The sequence below is a fragment of the Streptomyces pluripotens genome (genome assembly GCF_000802245.2).
GTDB lineage: Bacteria > Actinomycetota > Actinomycetes > Streptomycetales > Streptomycetaceae > Streptomyces > Streptomyces pluripotens.
This window is the reverse complement of sequence record NZ_CP021080.1, coordinates 6,244,931-6,262,604: the sequence shown is the minus strand read 5'-3', so window position 1 is coordinate 6,262,604 and position 17,674 is coordinate 6,244,931. Positions and strand designations below refer to the sequence as shown.

Below are 17,674 nucleotides of genomic sequence, written 5' to 3'. Positions count from 1 at the left end.
ACGACCGCCGCCCGGAAAACTACCCGGTGGGTGTGGTCTCCTCCCTGATGACCTGCCGGGCCACCCGGAACCCGCTGTTCGCGGCCGGAACCCCGCAGTACACGGCCACCTGCAGCAACACCTCCTTGATCTCGTCGGGGGTGAGGCCGTTGCGCAGCGCCGCCCGGGTGTGGAAGGCCAGCTCCTCCAGGTGGCCGCCCGCCACCAGCGCGGTCAGCGTGACGCAACTGCGGGTACGACGGTCCAGCCCGGGCCGGTCCCAGACCTCGCCCCAGGCGTAGCGGGTGACGAACTCCTGGAAGTCCCCGGTGAACTCGTCGGCCTGCGCGAGCGCCTGGTCCACGTGCGCGTCGCCCAGCACCTCCCGTCGGATCTTCAGTCCGGTCTCGTACCGGTCGGACCGCCCGGCGGGTTGTACAGGGGCGGCGGCCGGGGCGATCTCGGCGACCGGGACGGGCTGTGGCGGGGCGGCTGGCACCGGGACGGACGGGGCGCCGGGGAGCACCGTCTGGCCGGTGTCGGAACGCTGCTGACAGACGGTGGAAAAATGACGCAGGAGCAGGTCGGTGACGGCGGCGGGCTGCTCGACCGGCACCAGGTGAGAGGCGTTGGGGACAACCGCCAGCCGGGCGTCCGGGATGCCGGCAACCAGGGTACGGGCCTCGGCCGACCCGGTGACGCGATCGTCCGCGCCGACCAATACCAGGGTGGGCACCCCCACCCGGCCGAGCCCGGACCGCACGTCGTAGGCGGCCAGAGCCTCACAGGCGGCGATGTAGCAGCCGGGGTCGGTGGTGCGGACCATCTGCACCGCCCACTCGGTGATGGCGGGCTGTGCGGCGGCAAACCCGACGGTGAACCAGCGGTCGGGCGCGGTCCGGGCGATCGGGTCGAGCCCGTTCGTACGGACGACCACCCCGCGCTGCCGGAATTCATCGGCGGTACCGAACCGGGGCGAAGCCGCGATCAGCGCCAGCGAGGCGAGCCGCTCGGGGTGGTGCAGGGCCAGCTCCACGCCGATGGCCCCGCCGAGCGCACAGCCCGCGTACCCGAAGCGCTGCACCCCGAGCGCGTCCAGGGTGACCAGCAGCCGGGCCGTCAACTCGGCGACCGAACTGGCCGGGTGGGCAGGAGCGCCGCCGTGTCCCGGCAGATCGAACCGCAGGACCCGCCACTGCTGGGCCAGTTCGGGAATCTGTCGGTCCCACATGTGCCATGTGGTACCCAGAGAGGGACCCAGGATCAGGACGGGAGCCTCTTCTGGCCCGTCAAAGCGGTATTGCAGGGTGTTCGACGGTGTCTCACTCACGCGTCAGACCCTCTCACGTATCACGAAATCTCACACAGCCCGGGGAACCTGGCGGCTGATGACCCTCTCGGCGCGGCACGTCCGGCACTGCCGGAACCCTCGGGGATCCAGATACGAGTTCTCCGGCGTGTACGCGTGGCCGTGTGCACAGTGCCTCCTTCTGGCTCGCGCGCTCTCCCAGTTGCTGCGCCGCAGGACTTCCTTCTTTGGCACGGCTTCCCGGTGGCCCGGGTTGCAGCAAAGCGTAAAGTGCCGTCCCCAAGGATCGGCAGGACGCACTTGGAAGCCCTCCGGAGTCTCACCGACCAACAACCTGCACACCACGGGGTGGACAAGCTGTGTCGCTCCCCCGTAGGAGACTTGGCCGTGGCCTGGCTGCCCCTTCCCGTTGCAGCTGCCGGTCCACAGCCAGCAGCCGGTCTCCGCGTCCACCTCGATCTTGCCAGCGATACGCCTGGGCACGTCGCCCGGCTGGTAGACCGCCTGGCTCACACTTGCCCCTCCGTTGCACTCCCGTGCAAGCCATGCCACATCGTGGCGGCTTCGCGAAGGTCCTCGACGTCCGGCTTCACGTACCACTTCTTGGTGGTCTTCACATTCGTGTGTCCGGCCCACCGCGCAAGGATATGACCCGTCACGACGCTGTTGGCCAGGTACGTGAGGCACGACGAACGAGCGTCGTAGAGTCGTAGAGACGGACGCGGCGGAGACCAAGCGCAACTCAATGAGCGCACCCGCCCTGTCGCCCCGCCATTCGAGAGCGGATGGGTCTGTTGCATCCCAAGCTGCCCCCATAGCTCGCAGGTTCAGGCGCTACTCCGTGTCTGGCATCCGCAGGAGCTGGACAGCTCCGGCAGCCCGGTCTAAGACTGCTGATCATCGTTGACAGGGATGAAACTGGAACATCCGGGTCGCAGTGGGGCAGGCGCAAAGTGGGGTGGGCGTACGGGAACTTGGGGGGCGATTACCCATCCCCGGCATCCCCGCCAGGTGCCATGGTTCGGTGCGTGAGCAAGCAGCGGACAGCCCTGAAGAGCGCGCCACCACCGGCCGTCGCCCCGTGGGCGGTGCCGCGGGACCCGGCGGGGTTCCTGCACGCCGTCCTCGCCCGGGTGCCTGAGGAGCCGTCGCCGCCGCACCCGGCCGACGCGGGCTCCGTACGCCAACTCGCCCATCCCTTCGGCCCGTTTCTCATCGCCGCCGAGGCGCTCGTCCGCCGCCGGCGGCCGGACCCCGGCACCGATCTCGACGCGGTGTGGGCGGGCGTGGCGGACGGTCTCGCCGAGCGGCTGGCCGATCTCGCCGGCCGGGTACTGGTCCGGGAACTGCGAGAGGCCCGTACGGCTGGGCGTCTGCGCGGGCGGACCGGGCCGGAGCGGTATCTCGACTTCCTCACCCGTCTCGCCGGGCGCCCCGCGCTCACCGACCTCTTCGCCCGCTACCCGGTGCTGCCCGGCCTACTGGCCCGGGAGGCGCACGGCACCGCGCGGGCCCTGTCCGAGCTGCTGGACCGGCTCCGCCGTGACCGTACGGCGCTGGACTCGGTGCTCCTGCCCGGGGCCTGCACGGCTCGGCTGACGGCGGTGGACCTCGGCGCCGGGGACCGGCACGGCGGCGGGCGTTCGGTGGCGGTGCTGCGCTTCGCGGACGGCCGGCGCCTGGTGTACAAACCGCGCCCGCTCGGCCTGCACCAGTGCTGGAACGGCCTGCTGGACTGGTTGCGTTCGGCCCTACCCGACCTCGCGCCGCGCGGGGTGGCGGTGCTGCCCCGCGGCGAGTACGGCTGGGCCGAGTTCGTGGCGCCCACGCCCTGCGCCGACGAGGCCGAGGTCGGGCTGTTCTACCGGCGGCAGGGCGCGCTGCTAGCCCTCTGCCACGCCATCGACGCGACCGACCTGCACGCGGAGAACCTCATCGCCTGCGGCGGGCATCCTGTGGTCATCGACGTGGAGACGCTGTTCCATCCGGCCTGGCAGCCGTGTACTGACGTCGGAGATGATCCGGCGACGGCCGCGCTGGACGACTCCGTCGCCCGGACCGGACTGCTGCCGTGGGTGATGTCGACGGAGGCCGGGGACGTGGACGTGTCCGCCTTCGGTGGCGGCGGCCCGGACGCGGTGCCGCTCAGCGTGCGGGACTGGGCGGGGCTCGGGACCGACACCCTGCGCCTGGAACCGCGGCCGGCTCCCGCTCCGGGCGGCGCCAACCGGCCGACGCTGCACGGCGTCGCCGTCGACCCGCTCGACCATGGCGGCGACCTGCGCGCCGGATTCGCGCGGGGCTACGAGGCGGTGCTGGCCCGCGCCGGCGAGCTGACCCGGCCGGGCGGCGTGCTCGCACGGTTCGCCGGGCAGCCGACGCGGGTCGTCATGCGGCCGTCCCACGTCTACGCCACGATGCTGGCCGAGTCCGTCGCGCCGGAACGGCTGGCCTCCCGCGAAGCGCACGCGGCCGCCTTCGCCGCGCTCACCGAGGAGACGGGCCTCACCCACCTGCGGGACCTGGCCCCGTACGAGCGGGCCGACCTCCTCGACGGCGACCTCCCCCTGTTCACCGGCCGGACCGACAGCACCTGCCTGACCACCTCCCGGGGCCGTCCCCTGCCCTTCACCCCGGCCGCCACCGGCCTCGACACGGCCCGCGCCAAGATCACCCGGATGTCCCCGGACGGCCTGCGCGGTCAGGACTGGCTGATCGCGGCGACCCTGGCGACGAAACGGGGCGGGGCGGCACGGTTCGGCGAGCCGACCGGGGCGGCTTCCTCGGAGGGGGCGGCCGCGACGGGGGCCAGGGGCAGCCGGTCCCGGGGCGCGGGGCGCGACGGGGCCGCCCGCGAGCCGGTTGAGGACCGCGCGGAGTCGCTGGAGCTGGCTCGCCGGCTCGGCGACGATCTGGTCGCTGGTGCGGAGCACAACGCCGCACGGACCAACTGGATCGGGCTGGAGACGCTGGACGACGGCGGCTCCTGGACCGTCGCCCAACTCGGCGGCGGCCTCGCCGACGGCTACACCGGCACCGCCCTCTTCCTCGCCCAACTGGCCGCGCTCACCGGCAACGAGCAGTATGGCGTGGTGGCCGCGCACGCGGCCCGGGCGCTGCCCAGCCTGGTCACCGCGCTGTCCCGCTACCCGGTGCTGGCGCGCGAGGTCGGGCCCGGCGGTTTCTTCGGGCTCGGCGGCATCTGCTACGGCCTCGTCCGGCTGGCCGGCCTCCTCGACGACGCGACCCTGCGCGGCGCGCTGGAGCCGGCGCTGACCGCACTGGCGGCGTCGGCGGGGGGTGCCGGTGCGGGCGTCGGCGCGGACAGCAGCCTGGACATCGCCCTGGGCGTCGGAAGCGGCCTGGCCGGGGGACTCGCCGCGCTGCACGCCGTCCACGCGGAGACCGGCGATCCCGAAGCCGCCCGGCTGGCGGAGGTGTTCGCCGCCCGCCTGGCCGAGGCCGCTGGCGCCGGCCAGGCGGGCACGGGCTCCGGCTTCCTGGGCGGTTCGGCCGGGGTGTGGTGGGCGGCGGGGCTGCGGGAGGGGGACGGGATGCGTCCCGGGCGCGGCCGGGGGGCTTCTTCCTGCGACGGCCCCGGGGCACCGCCGGCCGCGTTCACTCGTCCGGGAGGCGACCTGGACGAGTGGGCGGCCGACGGCGCAGACACGGGGTGGTGCCGTGGGCTCGCCGGGGCGGTCCTCGCCCGGGGCGGGGAGGCGGGGGGCGAGCCCCTGGTGCGCCGGTTCATCGAGGCGGTGGCCGACCGACCGCCGTTGGCCGACCAGTCGCTGTGCCACGGCGAACTCGGGGTCATCGAGGCCCTGATCGAGCTGGAGCGGGCCGGCCGTACCGACGTGCGCCCGCTCCGTGCGGCCGCCGGCCGACGCCTGGCCGACGCGATCCACCGGCACGGCGCGCGCTGCGGCACCCCCGACCGGGTGCCGACGCCCGGTCTGCTGCACGGCACGGCGGGCATCGGCTACGGCCTGCTCCGGCTCCACAGCCCGCAGCAGGTCCCCTCTGTCCTGCTGCTGCGCCCCGGCCGCCCCCAGTGACGTGCCGAAGACAGTACGACGGGCAGGACAGTCATGACCGACACCAAGGCCACAGACACGATTCAGACACCGACGCAGGAACGAAGGGAACACACCGTGGACGAGAGGGAGCACGCCGTGGACGAGTCGGAGCGCACCCCGGCCGAGGAGGCCCTTGCCGCGACGGCAGCGGAGGAGAGCGCCGACGGCGATGAGGGCAACCGCGGCGGGAGAGACGCGGCGCGGCGCCGGTCGAGAATACTGGCCGGGCTGACCGTGGGCGCCTGTGTGCTTGGCGCGGGCGCGACCGGCCCGATCACGACGGTGGTCAGCATCCGCTGAGAACGCGGTCGTTGGGCTGAAAGCCCCGGCAACCCCTACGCGGGGGACGGCCGGGGCTTCGCCAACCCCGGGAATTGCGGCGGACGTTACAATCCGTGCATGCGTACCCGTGCAGCCGCCCTGGTGGGACGGTCGAGTCAACTCGCGACATTGGGTACGTATGTGGACGAGGCCTCGCGGGGCAGGGGCAACGCCCTCTTCCTCGTGGGCGAACCCGGCATCGGCAAGTCCCGACTGCTGCGCGAGGTGGTGGCCTCCGCGTCGGCTGCCGGGATGCCGGTGCTGCGGGGCCGGGGCAGCAGCACGGGACCGGCCGTGCCCTTCCGCCCGCTGGCCGAGGCCCTGCTGGCGGTCACCAGGGGCGGCCTGGCCCCAGCCCGGTGGGCAGACCTCGGCCCCTACCGCCCCGTGCTCGGACGGCTGGTGCCGGAGTGGGCCGAACAGGACGGACCGCACGGTGACGCCTCGCTGGTGGTGCTCGCGGAGGCGATCCTGCGCCTGACGGCGCTGGCCGGCCGGGAGCACGGCTGTGTGCTGGCGCTGGAGGACCTGCACGAGGCCGACCCCGAGACCCTGGCCGTCGTGGAGTACCTGGCCGGGAACCTCGCCGGGCAGCCGGTGCTGCTGTTGGCCACGCTGCGCTCCGGGGCGGGCGGTGCCCCGGAGCTGGCCGACGAGCTGACCCGGCGCGGCGACGGCACCGTACTGACGCTGGCCCGGCTCGACCGGCCGCAGGTGCACGAGCTGATGGCCAGTTGCCTGGAGACGCGGCCGGAGTCCCTGTCCGACGGCGCGTCGGAACGGGTGTGGCAGGACAGCGGCGGCAATCCGCTCATGGTCGAGGAACTGCTGCACAGCATGATCAGCGCGGGTGACCTGGTGGCCGAGGAGGGCGTCTGGCAGCTCGCCGGTGCCGCCGTCGCCGCGGTGCGGCCCACGCTGCTGCGGGTGATCGGCGAGCGCGCCGACCGGCTCGGCGGCGGCGTCACCCGGTTGCTGTCGGTGGCCGCCCTGCTGGGCCGGCGGTTTCCGCTCGTGCTGGTCCGGCGGATCCTGGGCGTCGGGGACCAGGCGCTGCTCGGCGAGGTCCGCTCCGCGGTCGAGGCGCAGCTTCTGGTGCCGGACGAGCACGAGCCGGGCTGGTACGCCTTCGCACACCCCCTCGCCCTGGAGGCGCTGCGGGGCAGGCTGGCTCCGAACGACCTGGCCGCGCTGTCCCGGCGCGCGGCGGACGAGATAGCCGCCGCCCACCCCGGACTGCCGGACGCGTGGTGCCAGTTGGCGGCCCGGCTGCGGGAGTCGGCGGGCGAGCACGTGGAGGCGGCACGGCTGTACGTCGAGTGCGGGCGCCGGGCGGCGGCCGACGGAGCGCCGGGTTCGGCGACGGCGGTGCTGCGGCGGGCCCGTGCGACGCTCGCCGGGGCCGGGGTGGACAGCGCGCACCACGAGGTGCGGCGGGACCTGCTGGAGGCGCTGCTGCATGCGCTGGCCGAGGACGGCCAGTTCGAGCAGGCGGTGAGCGTGGTCGACGAGCTGACGCTGTACGCGCCCGGCGACCGCGGCCGGCGCATCGACCGGCACATACGGCTCGCCTGGGCGGCGCAGGTCTCCGGGCACTGGGCGGAGGGCCACGCGCAGGTGACGGCGGCCCGCGAGCTGGCGCCCGGGGTAGCCGACCCCGAGCAGCTGGCCGCGCTGGACGCGGTCGCCGCCTACCTCGCGATCCTCAGTCCCGCGCCCGACCGGCTCGACCAGTGCGACCGGCTGGCGCGCCGTGCGGTGGAACGGGCCGAGGGCGTTCCGCTGCCGTCGGTGATGTGCCAGGGGTGGTACGCCATCGGGTACGCGGCCCGGGAGCGGGACCTGACCGAGTCGGACCTGTGTTTCCGGCGGGCGCTGGAGGCCGCGGTGGCGCACAGGCTGCCGATGTGGCGCAACTACGCGCTGACCGGGCTCGGCGGGAACGCCTGGCTGGCCGAGGGTGACGCCGGTCCGCTGCGGCACGCCCACGCCGAGATGCTGCGCTGCGGCGCCATCGGGCTCGCGCAGAACGCGGCGGCGGTGCTGGGCCTCGGCGCCGTCCTGGTCGGTGAGTTCGAGCGTGCCGAGCGGGAACTGGACGCGTGCCTGGCGGAGAGCCGGCGGCTGAAGCTGGTCGCGGTGACCCACTATGTGCTGACCTCACGGGTCATCCTGGCCGCGCACCGAGGGCGGCGCGAGGAGATGCGGGCGGCGCTCGCCGAGTTCACCGCCCACGCCGGGGACGAGTCGGTGGAGGCGTCCCAGGTGCACGGGCTCGGGGCCGCGTTCTGCGCGCTGCTGGAGGAGGACCGACCCACGGCGGAGCAGGAGCTGGCCCGGGTGACGGCCGAACGGAGCCGTCGGCAGACGCCGTTCCACCTGGATGGGCAGTACGGGCTCGGTGTTCTTCTCGACGTGCTCGCCGGCCGGGCCGACGCCGAGCGGGTACGGTCCGTCGCCGCCACCCACCGCGGCCGGATGCGGTGGAACCGGCATTTCCTGGCGCTGGCGGAGGCGGTCCTGGCCGGGCGGCGTGGGGACACGGCGGCCGCGGCGGACGCGATGACCCGCGCGGACGCGGCGGGCCGGGTGTACGGCATGGCCCGCCACCTGGGACTGCGGCTGGTCGCCGAACCGGCGGCGGCCGAGGGCTGGGGCGACCCGAAGGCGTGGCTGCGCGAGGCCGAGGACCACTTCCACCGGGCCGGGGTGGGCCCGGTCGCCGCGGCCTGCCGCACCCTGCTGCGCCGGCTGGGCGCGCCGGTACGGCAGCGCCGCGTCGGCACCGAGCGCATCCCCGAGCCGCTACGCCAACTGGGCCTGACCGTCCGGGAGTACGAGGTCCTGGAACTGATGCCGGAGCGCCTCGGCAACAAGGCCCTGGCCGGCCGCCTGCACATCTCCCCCCGCACAGCGGAGAAGCACGTGGCGAGCCTCCTGCGGAAGACCGGCCTCCCCGACCGGGACACCCTCTTCGACCGCTCCCGAGAGCTGCTCTCACGCGTATAAGGGCCGGCCGGCGGGGAGTGGGGCGAATCTGGGGCGAGTTCCCCCATGCCCTAGGGGGCGGGCCGCCCGATGATGGCCCTGTCCGAAGCGCAGGGACGCGTGGGAAGGGGCTGTCGTGGCACTCGGCGAGACGGTGGGACTGTGGCCGGGCACGGGCGTGCACAAGGGGACGATCGCGCCGCACCCGGCCCCGGCCGTGCACGAGGTCCAGCCGCCCAGCGCGCCGCCGACCCACCGGGCGGCCGTGGCCGACCTCGCCCTGTGGGCCTCGGGCGCCCGCCCGCACCCCGCGGCCCACGGCGTCGAGGTCCTTCCCGGCTCCGCCCGGCCCGGCTCCGCCCCGCTCGACGCGGCTCGGGAGTGGCAGCACCTGGGCAGGCACTCCGAGGCCGCCCGGTCGGCACGGCGGGCGCTGTGGACCGGGGCGGAACCGGAGCGTGCCGAGGCGCTGCGGATCCTGGCGGTCGCCCTGTGGCAGGGCCCGGAGCCGGCCTCGGCCGCGCTGTTCCGCCTGCGGACCCTGTGGGCGGAGCACTCGGACGGACACCCCGCCGCCCGGTTGGCCCTCGCCGGCCCGCTCGCGGTGCTGTACGGCATGCGGGAGCGCTGGACCGAGGCCCGTGCCGCCCTGGCCGTAACGCGGGCCGCGACAGCGGAACTGGACCCCGCGGGCGGCACCGTGCTGCTGCCGCTCCTGACGGCGGAGGTCGAGTCGCTGGCGGGCCGGTACCAGCGGTCCGTACGGCTCCGGCGGGAGGCGGCGGACGCGGCGGCCCTGCTCGGGCTCGACCGGATTCGGGAGGCAGCGGCCCGGGCGGTCGTACGGCGCCTCGGCGAGGCAGCCCGGCCGGAGGCGGAGACGGAGACGGAGACGGCGGGCGAGACGGAGACGGACGGGGCGGCGGAGGCCCTCGCGTCGGCGGACCGCGCGGTGCGCGCGGCGGCCGCGACCGACTCCCCCGTGGCCGAGGCGCTGGCCCGGCTGGAGCGGGCGGAGGCCCTGCGGCTGTCCGGCCGCCCCCTGGACGCGCGCCGGGACGTGTGCCTGGCCGGCCTGTGTTTCGCCCGCAAGGGACACGTGCCCGGGGTCAGCCGGGCGGCGGCACGGCACGCGGCGCTGGCGTCGCCGGACCGCACCCGCAGCTGACCGGCGGGGAGGGGAGCCGCCGCGCCGCGGAACCGCACGGGGGTCCCGCAGACGGGGACCACGCGCGCGGGAAGGGACACGACTGAGGGGCAGGAGGCCTGTCGGCCTTCCTGCCCCTCAGCGTTGCCCCCCCGGCCGGCCCGTCTAGTACACGCTGACGGTCGCCACTGTGGTGGTGCAGGTCGTGGTGATGTACGAGAAGATCGAGGTCGTCGGCAGTTGCTGCTCCGCCGAGGCAGCGAGGTCCGCGGCGTCCACGAAGTACCGGTAGCCCTCGATGAGTTCCTGATCGCTCACGATGTCTCCTCGTGCTCCGTGGGGTGGGTCAGCAGGTGTGCTCGGCGGTGAGCGAGATGCTGACGCCGGTGATCAAGCTGATGGTGATGGTCGAGGACATCTCCTCGTGGGCCGTCGCCGACTGGGCGGCCAGCTCCTCGACGTCGGTGTAGGCGGCGAAACCGTTCATCAGGTCCTGAGCAGACATGTGCATCTCCTTCGTAGTGACGGTGTGCCCGGTTGGCTGGGCACATCTCATTTCTACGTTCATGACATCCATGAGTCAAGTCTCGTGACAAGATTAGTCAGATTTGACAGGATGCCCAGTCCCGAACGCCCCACAGGGGCAGAAGGCCGCAATGGCCTCCTGCCCCTGCCGAGGTGCGCACGACCGTGAGGACGGTCACGCAAGGCTGTTGGTGACAGTGAGCGGGGGAGAGGCCATCGAGATCACGGACAGCGTCGGGTCCGCGGCCTCGGCCGGCTCCTCCACGTCGACAATGGTCCGGTACCCCGCCACGAGATCGCGAGCACTCACGCCCGCGCCCCCTCGACGAGCCGGCCGGCTCCGGCTAGTTGGTGATCGTCGAGGTCACGGTCGTGGAGTCGCTGACCGTGAAGATGGCGGTCGTCGGCGCATACTCCCCCGTCGGGACCACCGCCAGCTCCTCGACGTCGACGAAGGTCCGGTACCCGTCGACGAGATCGTGTGGGGTCATGGGCCATTGCCCCCTCGGGACGTGGCGGACTCAACAGCCGGTGTCGTAGGTGTGCATCAGGCTGATCGTGACGAGCGTGACGGCGACCGAGAGCGACTGCTCCTCACGGGCCTCCGCGGCCGGCTGGGCGGCCAGCTCCTCGGCGTCGACATAGGCGGCGAAACCGTTCATCAGGTTCTGGGCGGACATGTGCGCTCCTTCTCGGAAATGGAACCGGGTGATGGCCGTGGCCCTCCCGGTCGCCCGGCGGGCCATGCACCACGTTTCTACATCCCATGACACAAGGGAGTCAATATTCATGACTAAATTTGTCATCACGCCGGAGGTCGTAGTCCCCGAATCCCTGGCGGAGCCGTAAGCTGGCTCCCATTCCTTGACACGCACGCGGAATGGACGGCGCATGGAACTGTTGGGCCAACCGGAGTTCGGCCGGCTGCTGCGCAGACTGCGGATCGAGCGGGGGTTGTCACAGGCGGACCTGGTGGGCCCGAAAGTCTCGGCCAGCTACGTCTCACGCCTGGAGTCGGGCGGCCGGGCGGTGACCCGGCAGGCGGCGGTGCACCTCGCCGAGCGGCTGGGGGTGGCGGCGGACGTGTTCCAGGTCTCCCCCGGCACGGCGGCCACCGACCGGGCGTCCGCGCTGCTCGCGGCCGGGGTCACCGCGCTCGACGACGGCGCACCCGCCGAGGCCGTACGGCTGCTCACGACCTGTGCCGCGCTGCCCGACGTCTCCCCGGCCTATGCCTGGCAGGTGCTCTGGTACCTGGCCCGGGCCTACGAGCGGCTCGGTGACGTGCCCGCGCGACGGGACGCCCTGGAGCGGCTGCGCCCGGTCGCCCAGGAGACGGGGATCACGCACCTGCGGGTACGGGTCCTGGCGGCGCTGTCCGGCTGCGACCGGATGCTCGGCGACACGGAGGGCGCGATCGCCCGGGCGCGTGAGGCACTGACCGTGGCGCAGGACGCCACGGCCGAGGACCAGGCCGAGGCGCTGACCGCGCTCGCGGCGGCCGAGGTGGAGGCGGGCCGGCTCGGCGAGGCCGACGAGCACGCCGGCCTGCTGCTGGAACGCGCCGCGGGGACCTCCGGGGGCCGCAGGGTCCGGGCACTGTGGACGGCGGCGACGGTCCACGCAGCACGCGACGCGCACGACCGTGCCCTGCCGCTGCTGGAGGAGGCCCTGCGGATCGCGGACGCCCGCAGCGACCTGCTGCTGTGGGCGCGGCTGCGGCTGGCCGCCGTCTCCGCGCACGTCGAGGTGCACGGGGAGGTGACGGAGCAGGCGGAACGCTGGTGCCGGGAGGCGGAGACCGCGCTCGCGATGATGGACGGGGCGGCCGGCCGGCCGGCGGAACTGGACGCCACCCAGGCGCGGATCGCCTTCCGGCGGGGCGACCTCGCCGGCGCGGTCCGCCTGTGCCGGGAGGCGCTCGCCACGTCCGGGACGATGAGCCACCACGACCGCGTACGCACCGAGATCCTGCTGCACGAGGCCGAACTGGCCTCCGGCGCGGGGGAACCGGCGGCGGCCGAGCTGCGCCGCATCGCCGAGGAGGCGACCCGCTCCGGCAACCTCGACGTGGCCGCCCGCGCGTGGAAGGCCCTCGCGGAGGCGACGGCGAAAGGGGCTTGATGCCGGGTGGGGGCCGAGGGGCCCGAGCCGGTCACGCGCGGGGCCGGTCGTAGGCCGAGGCGCCTCGGGGGCGCCGCTCAGCCGGCGACTACGGGTCCACCCGCGCGCGGACCGTCTCGGCCGTGTCCATGGCCTCCGCGACCAGATCCAGGTAGACGAGCAGTTGCTCGTGCCAGACGACGTACGAGGCGAAGTCGTGGGCGTGGGTGAGGCTCCGGATCACCAGCGCCCGGTGGACGGCGGCCGGGGACGGCCGGGTGCCGTAGCCCTCCAGCAGTGCCTGGGCGAGGGCGGTGTAGTCGGCGGGACCGCACACTCCCCAGCGCTCTCCCGCCGCCATCTCCTCGATCTCGGCGAGCTGCCAGGCGAGGTCGAACTCCCACGTGCCGAGGGTGAGTTCCTCTCCGGTGAAGAGCACCGGGCGGTCGGCGGGGCCGCCGTCCCCGGACGGCAGGACCAGGTTGCCGAAGGCGGGGCCGCCGTGCAGCAGGACCCGGGGGCCCGGGCCGTGGGCGGCGCTCTCACTCCACTCTGCGACGAGGCGCAGCCGCCGGTCCCCGAGGTGGGCACGGGCCGCGGCGTGCAGACGCGCAGCCACGCCGGGTCCGGTCCCGGTGCGCAGCCACCGCGCGAGCCGAGCGGGAGCCGGCGGCACCCAGGCCACGCCGGACCCGGAGCCGGGCTCCGCAGCCGGCCCCGTGCCGGACACCGCTGCCGACACCGCTGCGGGCCCTGCGGCGGGCTCTCCTCCGGGGGTCGGTCCGGTGTGCAGCAGCCGCAGTGTCGTACCCAGGCCGCGTACGGCGTCCCGTACGGCCTGCTGGGCATCCGGGTCCCGGTCCTCGCGGAGCACCGCGGCGACCGAACGGACCCCGGGGGCCCGGTAGCGCAGGACACCCGCCTGTACGGCGTCGGGGGCGGCCGGTGCGAGACCGACCGGTGCCGCCGCGGATGCCGCCCGTACCCGGGCCGCCCAGGCGTCGCCGGGCAACGGCAACGGGACGTCGCGGGCCGGTCCGGGACGGCGGGCCCACACGTATCCCCCCTCAGGCACGGCCAGGACCGCCGTCACGATGTGCCGTGTCCCCAGCTCCCGTACCAGCCGCTCCCCCGCCGGCACACGGATACCGGTACCGGGTCCGACGGTGGGCCGTGTCGAGCCGGGACCGGGGAGCGTGGCCGCCCGGGCGGGGAGCGTGGCCGCCCGGGCGGGGGTGGAGGCGTCAGGCCGCGTCGGCATGAGCTGGTCCCTCCAGGGGGTGGAGCAGGGAGCGGTGGCGGATCATCAGGTCCCAGAGGATCGACAGGGGGGCGGCCACCGAGGCGTCGTCGCGGCCGGTGGAGGCGCTGCGGCCGGGGTGCGGGGGCGCGATCAGGACGTTGTCGTACCGTTCCAGCGCCTTGAGGTGGGCGCGGTAGGCCGGGCTCGCCTCGGCGCCCGGCGGGAGCGCGGGGGCGATGCCGATGACTGCCCGGGTGCACTGGAGTGCCATCAGCAGGGGTGTGTCGGCGTGGCCCTGGGCGAACCGGCCGATGAAGTTCAGGCCCGCCGGGTGGACGGCCACCGCCTCGGGCCACTGCGCCAGTTCGACGTGGTCCAGATGCGGGATCGTACTATCGGAGGTGGTGCCGGGCCAGGCGTCCAGCAGTACCTCGCGGCCCAGGATCGCCGTGAGCGCGGGTCTGCTGACGAACCGTTCGGCGCTGCGGGTGACCGCCACGCGGACCTCGGTGTGCGGGTGGGCGATGCGCAGCCAGTTCAGCCAGTACGGCAGGAACGCCACGCTCAGCGCGCCGGTGCCGAAGAGCAGCAGCCGGGCGGGCGCCTTCGTCGCCTCACCGGTCGGCCCGGCCCCCGCCCCCGGCTCCTGGCCGACACCGGTCGTTCTGTGCTGTCCAGCGGTCCCCGTTCGGGAAGTGCCCGGGTCAGCCATGGAGTTCCTCCACCGCGGTGAACACGTCCTCCAGGTCCGCCATGGCCTCCTGGATGCCGTGGGTGAAGTGGACGCCGCCGACGTTGAGGATCAGTTCGTCGATGCCGGCCGTGCGGTACCGGGCGAGTGCGGCGGCGATGTGCGCGGGGCTGCCGTAGACGAACACGCCCTTGTCGACGAGCTGTTTGGCCTTCACCAGCAGGTCGTCCTCGCGGCGCATGGTCAAGCCCGCGCGGCGCAGCATGTCGAGGTAGTGCGGGGCGGCGAGGTGGCCGGCGGACACCTTCGCCGCGAGGGCGGCCGGGTCGCGTCCGGGACGGTCGACGGCCAGGTGGACCACGGTCGCCACGCGCGGCGGCCGCCGGTCGCCGGCGCCTTCCTCCAGCGCGGGCAGCAGCACGTCGCCGATGTACTCGGCCGGCGTGAGCCAGGTGATGGCGACGTCGGCCACGCCGGCGGCAGACCGGGCCATCGCAGGACGCAGCACGCCCGCGCCGACCTCCACGACCGGGTGCGGCCGGGTCGGCGGCAGCGCGACGCGCATGCGGTAGTACTCGCCCGGCTCGGTCGTACCGCCGTCGAGCAACGTGCGGGCCGCGTCGAGGAACTCCGTGGCGGCGGCGCGGGGACTACGGTACGGCCCCCCGTGCAGGGAGGCGACGAAGCCGGGGGTGGCGGGCCCGTAGCCCATGACGACGGGCCGGCCGGTGATGTGCGCGAGGGAACGGGCCTGCAGAGCTGCGTCGAACGGGGTGCGCAGCGGCGTCAGGGACACGCCCGTGCCCACCGGGAAGCGCAGTCCGCGCCCGGCGAAGTGGGCGAAGAGCTGGAGGCTGTCAATGTGCAGCGACTGCCCGGTCCAAAGGCGGCGTGCGTGTCTGCGGACGGTGAGTTCGGCGTAGGGCAGGACGTCGTCGACGCCCTCCGGCTGGTACGGGATCATCACGGCGGGCGTGGCCCGCTGGGGCATGGCCATGGCTCGGTCCAATCGTGGGTCAGCGCCCGATGGCGGCGAACGGCCGGGGCAGGCCAGCGAGCAGGGGCGGCGGGGGGCCGTCGTACGACGGGGTGGACGGCGTCGCGGCGGTCGCCGCCGGCGACGGCAGGACGGTGCGGGGTGAGGCGGCGTTGTGGGCCGGGTCAGCGGGGTCGATGCCGGCCTCGACCAGGCTGTCGCGCACGGCCTCGTGCAGGGAGCGGCCGGCGGGGTCCTCGGCGTGGGAGACGAGGCCGGAGGCCACCGCGGCGGCCCGGTGCTCGCCGAAGCTGACCCGCCGCATGCCGGGGCGGTCGTCGGCCGGTTCCCAAGCGGCGCCGACGCCGGGGGCGAGTCGCCTCACGAAGTCCGAGACATTGCCGCCGAGTCCGGGCAGATCCCGGGCGGCGTCCGCGAGGAGTTCGGCGGCGCCCCAGCTCTCCGGGCCCAGGTAGACCACGCACGCGTCCTGCCGGGGGTAGCCGTTCCGGGACGAGGCGATCTTCGCCCGGTACGGCAGCCGTTCGGTCTCCAGCAGGCCCAGCACGGCCGACCAGACGCCCGGTGCCGCTTCCAGTTCGGTGACGTGCAGGTAGACGCGGAGCGTGGCGGTGGAGCGGGCCCGCGCGGGGACGGTTCCCTCGCAGAGGAAGAAGCCGGGGGACAGCGCCGGGCGGGCGGCGTCCAGGCGCACGCTGAGCCGGCCGTCGGCCCGGATGCGGGTGGGGTCGACGCGCTCGCGGGCCATCGTCACCCGGACGCCGTCGAGCAGGACGGGGACGTGGCGGTCGTCGCCCTCGCCGGCCGGCTCCACGATCCGGGTGAGGTGGCGATGTGGCATGGCGTCGAGCAGCCGCGCCTCAAGGGCGGTGTCGCGCAGCACGCGGGGGGCCGGTGTTTCCTCGTCGGTGCGGCCCATGTGGTGGCGGCGGTACAGCTCCTCCGCGAGCGCGGCTCGCAAAGCGCGCGGATCGTCGGCGGTCACGTTCCGTCCGCCGGCCGTGGCGGCCGTCGCACCGGCGGCGACGGTCGTGTTCACGAGGATCCGCAGGATGCCGGGTGCCAGGGGGCCGGGCGGGGGCGGGGGCACGGTCATGGCCGTAACCGCCGAGGTGGGTGCGGTCGTGGTGGTGTTCATGCCTGGGGTTCCTCCCAGCCGAGTACGGGCACGAAGGCGTCCGGGGAGATCAGTGCGGTGCGGCCGATGCCGGCGGCGGCGCGTTCGGCGGCGGAGAGGCGTGCGCTGTGCTCGGCGGAGGCAAGGAGCCGGTCGAGCAGGTGCCAGCCGGCGAACGCGGTGGCGCGGGCGAGGAGCCCCGGGTCCTGCGCGACGGCGTCGGGACGCAGCCGGCCGTAGCCGCGGTGGAAGGCGCCGATCAGCGGGGTGACACGGGCCAGTTCGGCGGTGCCGGTGGCGATGACCTCCTCGTGGGAGACGGGGACGCCGGGCACCTGGGAGAGGCCCGCGGGCACCTTCAGCACGGCGCGGTAGAGCCAGTCGCCGGCGAACGCGCCCAGGTCGCGGGCCGGGTCGGCGTGGCGGAACTCCTCCCAGTCGGTCAGTAGCATCGGGCTGCCCGGGGCGGTGAGGAACTGGTCCAAGCGCAGGTCGCCGTGGACGGGGGTGCGCAGGGCGCGGGACTCCGCAGCGCGCAGGTCGTGCAGCGCCTGGTGCAGCACGCGATCGCCCTGCAGCAGCCGCCACGCCTCCAGCGCCCCGGCGGTGGCCCGGGTGTACGCCGCCCACGGCAGGGCGCACAGGTGGCCGAGAGGCGGCAGCGGCGCGGGCGCGTTCTCGATGGGCGTGCCGTCGTCGGGGCGCAGCGCGTGCAGGGCTCCGACGATCCGGCCGGCCTCGTGGGCGAGGGCTGCGTCGAACTCGTCGCGGCTCGCCAGGTCGCTGCCGGAGGCGGAGTCGGCGACCAGCTCGAAGGCGAAGAGGCGGGCCGCCTCGTCGGAGCCGATGAGCCGTGGGCGCGGGATCGGCTCGCCGTCGCAGGCGGACGCGGCCCGTTCGAAGGCCAGCACCCGGCGGAACCGGCGTAGGGACTCCTCGTCCTGCCCGCCGATGTGCTTGACGAAGACCGCCCGGCCCCGGGTGGTGGTGCCCGCCCAGTTGTCGTTGCGGCCGGGGAAGGCATGGAGCGCCTCCTCGGTGAAGTCCCCCAGATCCAGCCGGTGCAGCAGCGCCGGTATGGCGGGGAAGTCGGAGAGATCCGCTGGGGCGAGCCGGCGGCGGGTGCGCTCGTCCGGCGGCGCCATAGTGTCAACCGTCATGACACAGTACCGTAG

Annotated in this window: 16 protein-coding genes; 5 read left to right on the top strand and 11 right to left on the bottom strand. The window is 74.5% G+C overall.

All coding sequences use genetic code 11. The annotated features are described in order from the left end of the window. Positions 1-19: 19 nt before the first annotated feature. Entirely contained in the window at positions 20-1,309 is a 1,290-nt protein-coding gene (gene pcaDC / locus LK06_RS27785; RefSeq protein WP_039648241.1) for a bifunctional 3-oxoadipate enol-lactonase/4-carboxymuconolactone decarboxylase PcaDC, read from the bottom strand. Between the two features lie 1,007 nt (positions 1,310-2,316). On the opposite strand from pcaDC, the gene LK06_RS27775 reads away from it, so the two are divergent. The 4 genes from LK06_RS27775 to LK06_RS27760 all read left to right on the top strand — a co-directional run bounded on the left by LK06_RS27775 (position 2,317) and on the right by LK06_RS27760 (position 9,844). Continuing rightward, on the top strand, positions 2,317-5,346 hold the full coding sequence (locus LK06_RS27775) for a type 2 lanthipeptide synthetase LanM family protein (RefSeq protein ID WP_052319014.1): 3,030 nt from the start codon (positions 2,317-2,319) through the stop codon (positions 5,344-5,346). A gap of 33 nt (positions 5,347-5,379) precedes the next feature. Further along, positions 5,380-5,667, top strand: coding sequence for a hypothetical protein (locus LK06_RS27770; RefSeq protein WP_039648244.1), 288 nt, complete (start codon positions 5,380-5,382; stop codon positions 5,665-5,667). Positions 5,668-5,766: 99 nt separating this feature from the next. Beyond that, the gene (locus LK06_RS27765) at positions 5,767-8,697 is read left to right on the top strand and encodes an ATP-binding protein (protein WP_043434795.1); all 2,931 of its coding nucleotides are present in this window, start codon (positions 5,767-5,769) and stop codon (positions 8,695-8,697) included. 115 nt (positions 8,698-8,812) lie between these two features. Next, entirely contained in the window at positions 8,813-9,844 is a 1,032-nt protein-coding gene (locus LK06_RS27760) for a hypothetical protein (protein ID WP_043408207.1), read from the top strand. 144 nt (positions 9,845-9,988) lie between these two features. Here LK06_RS27760 and LK06_RS33495 read toward each other — a convergent pair whose 3' ends face one another. The 5 genes from LK06_RS33495 to LK06_RS33480 all read right to left on the bottom strand — a co-directional run bounded on the left by LK06_RS33495 (position 9,989) and on the right by LK06_RS33480 (position 11,028). Next, the gene (locus LK06_RS33495) at positions 9,989-10,141 is read right to left on the bottom strand and encodes a hypothetical protein (RefSeq protein ID WP_159025050.1); all 153 of its coding nucleotides are present in this window, start codon (positions 10,139-10,141) and stop codon (positions 9,989-9,991) included. 28 nt (positions 10,142-10,169) lie between these two features. Further along, on the bottom strand, positions 10,170-10,328 hold the full coding sequence (locus LK06_RS33490; RefSeq protein WP_159025051.1) for an LxmA leader domain family RiPP: 159 nt from the start codon (positions 10,326-10,328) through the stop codon (positions 10,170-10,172). Positions 10,329-10,523: 195 nt separating this feature from the next. Continuing rightward, a complete protein-coding gene (locus tag LK06_RS34960; protein ID WP_267894078.1) occupies positions 10,524-10,658 on the bottom strand; it encodes a hypothetical protein in 135 nt (44 codons plus the stop codon). Between the two features lie 34 nt (positions 10,659-10,692). Continuing rightward, entirely contained in the window at positions 10,693-10,839 is a 147-nt protein-coding gene (locus tag LK06_RS33485) for an LxmA leader domain family RiPP (RefSeq protein ID WP_159025052.1), read from the bottom strand. A 30-nt stretch (positions 10,840-10,869) separates the two neighbouring features. Further along, a complete protein-coding gene (locus tag LK06_RS33480; RefSeq protein WP_159025053.1) occupies positions 10,870-11,028 on the bottom strand; it encodes an LxmA leader domain family RiPP in 159 nt (52 codons plus the stop codon). Positions 11,029-11,239: 211 nt separating this feature from the next. Here LK06_RS33480 and LK06_RS27755 point away from each other — a divergent pair, with 211 nt between their 5' ends. Beyond that, positions 11,240-12,472: a helix-turn-helix domain-containing protein gene (locus tag LK06_RS27755; protein ID WP_039648250.1), complete on the top strand. Its 1,233-nt coding sequence runs from the start codon at positions 11,240-11,242 to the stop codon at positions 12,470-12,472. Positions 12,473-12,560: 88 nt separating this feature from the next. Here LK06_RS27755 and LK06_RS27750 read toward each other — a convergent pair whose 3' ends face one another. The 5 genes from LK06_RS27750 to lxmK are packed head-to-tail and all read right to left on the bottom strand — an operon-like array spanning position 12,561 to position 17,659. Next, positions 12,561-13,712 (bottom strand): phosphotransferase, encoded by a 1,152-nt coding sequence (locus LK06_RS27750; protein WP_052319013.1) that lies wholly within the window; start codon positions 13,710-13,712, stop codon positions 12,561-12,563. Then, positions 13,696-14,406 (bottom strand): flavoprotein, encoded by a 711-nt coding sequence (locus tag LK06_RS27745; RefSeq protein ID WP_078859012.1) that lies wholly within the window; start codon positions 14,404-14,406, stop codon positions 13,696-13,698. The genes LK06_RS27750 and LK06_RS27745 overlap by 17 nt, the downstream gene beginning before the upstream one ends. Further along, entirely contained in the window at positions 14,399-15,382 is a 984-nt protein-coding gene (locus tag LK06_RS27740) for an LLM class flavin-dependent oxidoreductase (RefSeq protein ID WP_199806250.1), read from the bottom strand. Before LK06_RS27740 ends, LK06_RS27745 begins: the two co-directional genes overlap by 8 nt. A gap of 19 nt (positions 15,383-15,401) precedes the next feature. Further along, positions 15,402-16,520, bottom strand: coding sequence for a T3SS effector HopA1 family protein (locus LK06_RS27735; protein ID WP_052269673.1), 1,119 nt, complete (start codon positions 16,518-16,520; stop codon positions 15,402-15,404). Continuing rightward, positions 16,517-17,659, bottom strand: coding sequence for a class V lanthionine synthetase subunit LxmK (gene lxmK, locus LK06_RS27730; protein ID WP_159025054.1), 1,143 nt, complete (start codon positions 17,657-17,659; stop codon positions 16,517-16,519). Before lxmK ends, LK06_RS27735 begins: the two co-directional genes overlap by 4 nt. Between the last annotated feature and the right edge of the window lie 15 nt (positions 17,660-17,674).

What these genes read in the sequence shown, in the direction of transcription:
- LK06_RS27770 (WP_039648244.1), top strand. Translation starts at nt 5,380, where the DNA reads ATGACCGACACCAAGGCCACAGACACGATTCAGACACCGACGCAGGAA.
- LK06_RS27765 (WP_043434795.1), top strand. Translation starts at nt 5,767, where the DNA reads ATGCGTACCCGTGCAGCCGCCCTGGTGGGACGGTCGAGTCAACTCGCG.
- LK06_RS33490 (WP_159025051.1), bottom strand. Translation starts at nt 10,328, where the DNA reads ATGTCTGCTCAGGACCTGATGAACGGTTTCGCCGCCTACACCGACGTC.
- LK06_RS33485 (WP_159025052.1), bottom strand. Translation starts at nt 10,839, where the DNA reads ATGACCCCACACGATCTCGTCGACGGGTACCGGACCTTCGTCGACGTC.
- LK06_RS33480 (WP_159025053.1), bottom strand. Translation starts at nt 11,028, where the DNA reads ATGTCCGCCCAGAACCTGATGAACGGTTTCGCCGCCTATGTCGACGCC.
- LK06_RS27755 (WP_039648250.1), top strand. Translation starts at nt 11,240, where the DNA reads ATGGAACTGTTGGGCCAACCGGAGTTCGGCCGGCTGCTGCGCAGACTG.
- LK06_RS27750 (WP_052319013.1), bottom strand. Translation starts at nt 13,712, where the DNA reads ATGCCGACGCGGCCTGACGCCTCCACCCCCGCCCGGGCGGCCACGCTC.
- LK06_RS27745 (WP_078859012.1), bottom strand. Translation starts at nt 14,406, where the DNA reads ATGGCTGACCCGGGCACTTCCCGAACGGGGACCGCTGGACAGCACAGA.
- LK06_RS27740 (WP_199806250.1), bottom strand. Translation starts at nt 15,382, where the DNA reads ATGGCCATGCCCCAGCGGGCCACGCCCGCCGTGATGATCCCGTACCAG.
- LK06_RS27735 (WP_052269673.1), bottom strand. Translation starts at nt 16,520, where the DNA reads ATGAACACCACCACGACCGCACCCACCTCGGCGGTTACGGCCATGACC.
- lxmK (WP_159025054.1), bottom strand. Translation starts at nt 17,659, where the DNA reads ATGACGGTTGACACTATGGCGCCGCCGGACGAGCGCACCCGCCGCCGG.